A 3,426-nucleotide genomic window follows, 5' to 3' on the forward strand; every position below is an offset into this window, starting at 1 on the left:
ATGTGCTTTTGCGTCTCGGGCGCGATGGCGTAGGGCATGCCGTGCAGGTAGATGCCGTTTTCGCCTAGGCTCTCGCCGTGATCGGAGAAGTACCAAACCGCGCTTTTATCGCCGCCCGCGTCCTTGACCGCCTTTATCACCTCGTCAATAAAAAAATCCGTAAAAAGCAGCGTGTTGTCGTATGTGTTTACGATACTATCGCTATCGCAGGAGCTAAGCTCGCTCGTGTCGCAAGTCGGGGTAAATTTGCGAAATTCGCTCGGATAGCGGGCGTGATATGCCGGGCCGTGCGAGCCTTGCAGGTGCAGGACGATGATCTCGTTTTGCGCGAGATTTTCGAGGCGTTTTTTGAAGGAGGGCAGCATATTCGTATCGTATCCGGCGTCAAAATACTCGACGTCGCCCACGTCCAAGCGGTCGCAAACGCCCTTGCACTTGCCCGAGTTGTTGCCCAGCCACACGACCTTGACGCCTGCGCGTTTTAGGATATCAAGCGCGTTTTCGCTAAATTCTTTGCTGCTATATTCTTTTCTCGTGGATTTTGAAAACAAGCACGGCAGCGAGACGGCTGTCGCAGTTCCGCACGAGCGAGCGTCGCCGAAATAGACCAAATTTGGCTCATTTTTCGTGTAAAAATTCGTATCGTTTTTGGCGTATCCGCCGAGCGAATAGTTTTTCGCGCGGGCCGTTTCGCCGACGATCAGCACCATCAGTCGCCGCTCATCGCTTGGCCTCATCGTCGCGTCCGTGCCGATTTGTTTAAATTCGGGCTTGAAAAACTCGAGTTTTACGTATTTTTGCGCCGCGTAAATCGGATAAAACGGCAGGTTGTAGGCTCTGATGAAGCTGTTTTCTCGAAAAAACGGGATTATGGATTTGGTTTGGGGCAAAAATAGAGCCGCCGCGAGCGCTAAAAACCCGAAAAATGCGGCAAATTTGACCTTTAGATGCCGCCTTACGCCGCCGTACTCTATCCTCGTAAATGCGACCAAAAGGCAGGGCAAAACGCCCAAAAATAGCATGTAGCAAACGAGTTTTGGATTTAAAAAGCTTAGCACCTCGCCCGCGTCCGTTTGCGCGACGTTTCTTATCATTTCGCTATCGATTATGATACCGTAGCTTTGCATGAAGTAGCTACTTCCGCACGTAATGGCAATCGCTGCGATACTAACCGGCTTAGCTAGATATGGTAAAAAAACGAGCGAAAAGAGCGCGCAAAGTAGCGAAAAATAGATGATCGGCAGACTCGCGGCCATAGGCGCGTCCGCGTCAAAACTAAGCTTTGAGTAGGCGAATTTAAATAATGCGAAATTTAGCGCGGCGATAAAAACGGCGTTTAAAATCGTAAATTTAAACCAAGAAATACGTAGCTTCATAGCTTTCCTAATATTGATAATAAGAGTGAAACTTTATCCAAAAAAAGCTTAAAGCTTTAGTCGCTCGGCGTAAAATTCAAGCTTATAGATTTAGATTTTGAGCGCAAATTTAGTAGTCACTTTGTCAAATTTACTCGCTAAGCGCCAGTGCAAAAAGCGTCCACGCCCAAGTTATCGCAGCCGTGCCGACAGAGAGGCAAACGGCGGCAGAGGCGCAGTCTTTGGCGATTTTGGCTAGCGGATGAAAGCCCGGCGAAACGAGATCCACTACCGCTTCGATCGCGGTATTTACGCACTCGCAGATAAAAACGAGTCCAAAAACGGCGATCAGTAGCGCGTGCTGCGCGGCGGAAACCGGTAAAAATAGCGAAACTAGCACAAGCGGAACGATTATGCAAAGCTCAAAGCGAAACGCCGCCTCGTTTTTTAGCATCGCAGCAAGCCCCTCGAATGCAAATTTGGAGTTTTTGAAAAAGTTGTATTTTGGTTTCATATTTTGCCTTTAAATTTGTGCAATGATAGCGTAAATTTGCTTTATAAGGCGCTTTTGCGGACGGCGCGGGTACTTAAAATAAACAAAAACGTAGCCGAATTTGCCACTCAAATTTGATAAAACTCGGCTAGTTTTTTACTCATCAGAAATCTTTGAAGTCTTGTAAAGTAGCGCAAACGCCGCCGCTCCGATAAGCGCAAAGCTCACGACCATCGGCAGTAGCGTACCCTCAAATAGCTGCCCGATCGCGACTCCGATAGGAAGCGAGATAAATGTCGAAACCGAGCCGATCAGCGCGGCCGCCATACCTGCGATTTTGCCCATGGGCTCCATCGCCATCGCGTTTAGGTTGCCAAAAAGTATGCTCACGCAAAAAAAGCTACTCATGCAAAACGCCATAAAAGCCCACAGCGGCGGCACTCCGTCATACGCGACGACGACGGGCAAAAACGCGACCGCGATAACGCAAAACGTCCCCATAGCGCGCATGCTGAGGTAGCGCATGCCGTAGATCATCACGAGCTTTGCGTTTATCATCGACGCGGCGCCCAGAGCTAGAGCGTTTATCGCAAAATAGATAGGAAACTCGTCGCCTAGCTTGTAACTCACCTCGAAAATCTGCTGAGCGGTGCTGATATAGCTCAAAAACATCCCAAAAATCAGCCCCAAAACGATCGTGTAGCCTGCGGTGCGCCTATTTTTCACGACCTGCGCGGCTTCGCTTTTTATCAAATTTAGGCTAAATTTATTGCGATTTTGCGCAGGCAGAGTCTCGCTCTGGCGCAGTCCAAACCACGCTAGACACGCAAACCCCATAAAAGTAAGCATCAAAAATATGCTGCGCCAATTATAAATTTTAAAAATAAAGCCGCCGATAATCGGGGCGAGTGCGGGTACGATGATAAAAACGGCTGCGATAAAGCTCATCACGCGAGCCATCGCGCGCCCCTCGTAAAGATCGCGGATAAGCGCCATCGCGATGATCCTAGGGCCCGCAGCGCCTAGTCCCTGGAAAAATCTGCTCGCCAAAAGCGCAGTAAAATCGCTCGTGACGACCGAAATAAATGAGCTTGCCGTAAATATCGCAAGCGCGAGCAGCACAGCGTTTCGTCGCCCGATAAAGTCGCTAAGCGGCCCGTAAAATATCTGTCCGACGGCAAAGCCCGCAAACATCGAGGAGATGACGAGCTGGGTTTGATTTATCTGTGTCACGCCAAGATCTAGGCCGATTTGCATGAGTGCGGGCAGCATCGCGTCTGTACTCATCGCTCCAAGCGAGGTTAGAAGCGCCATGAGAGCGATAAATTCTACGAAAGGCAAGGTTTTGGGGATAAATTTCATCTTAAATTCCGCTTTTGGATTTGAGAGCGATTGTATAAAAAATAAGCTTAAATTTTGAGGTTTATTTGGGTGGAAATTTGCGTCGAGTAAATTTAACGTTTTAGCAAACAGCGGTTTAAAAAGTAGCAAGCCAGGCAAAACCACGTGACGTCCGGGATAATATGGTTGACCTACTCTAGGACAGAGATTTAGGCGTTATGCTGGAAAAATTATGTC

Annotated in this window: 3 protein-coding genes; all 3 read right to left on the reverse strand. The window is 48.7% G+C overall.

What is annotated here, in order from left to right; translation table 11 throughout:
* Window positions 1–1,376, reverse strand: a 1,376-nt coding sequence (locus Q0338_RS03035; RefSeq protein WP_298085470.1) for a phosphoethanolamine--lipid A transferase, incomplete at its 3' end; no start/stop codon positions are given.
* A gap of 130 nt (window positions 1,377–1,506) precedes the next feature.
* Window positions 1,507–1,869 carry a diacylglycerol kinase gene (locus tag Q0338_RS03040; protein ID WP_298085471.1) on the reverse strand — a complete coding sequence of 121 codons (363 nt, stop codon included), beginning with the start codon at window positions 1,867–1,869 and terminating at the stop codon, window positions 1,507–1,509.
* Between the two features lie 135 nt (window positions 1,870–2,004).
* A complete protein-coding gene (locus Q0338_RS03045) occupies window positions 2,005–3,354 on the reverse strand; it encodes a multidrug effflux MFS transporter (RefSeq protein WP_298085472.1) in 1,350 nt (449 codons plus the stop codon).
* Window positions 3,355–3,426: the final 72 nt, after the last annotated feature.

It is taken from the genome of uncultured Campylobacter sp. (assembly GCF_938018145.1).
GTDB lineage: Bacteria > Campylobacterota > Campylobacteria > Campylobacterales > Campylobacteraceae > Campylobacter_A.

Bases quoted from the DNA above. Each gene is read 5' to 3' on its own strand.
- Q0338_RS03040 (WP_298085471.1), bottom strand. From the start codon at position 1,869: ATGAAACCAAAATACAACTTTTTCAAAAACTCCAAATTTGCATTCGAG.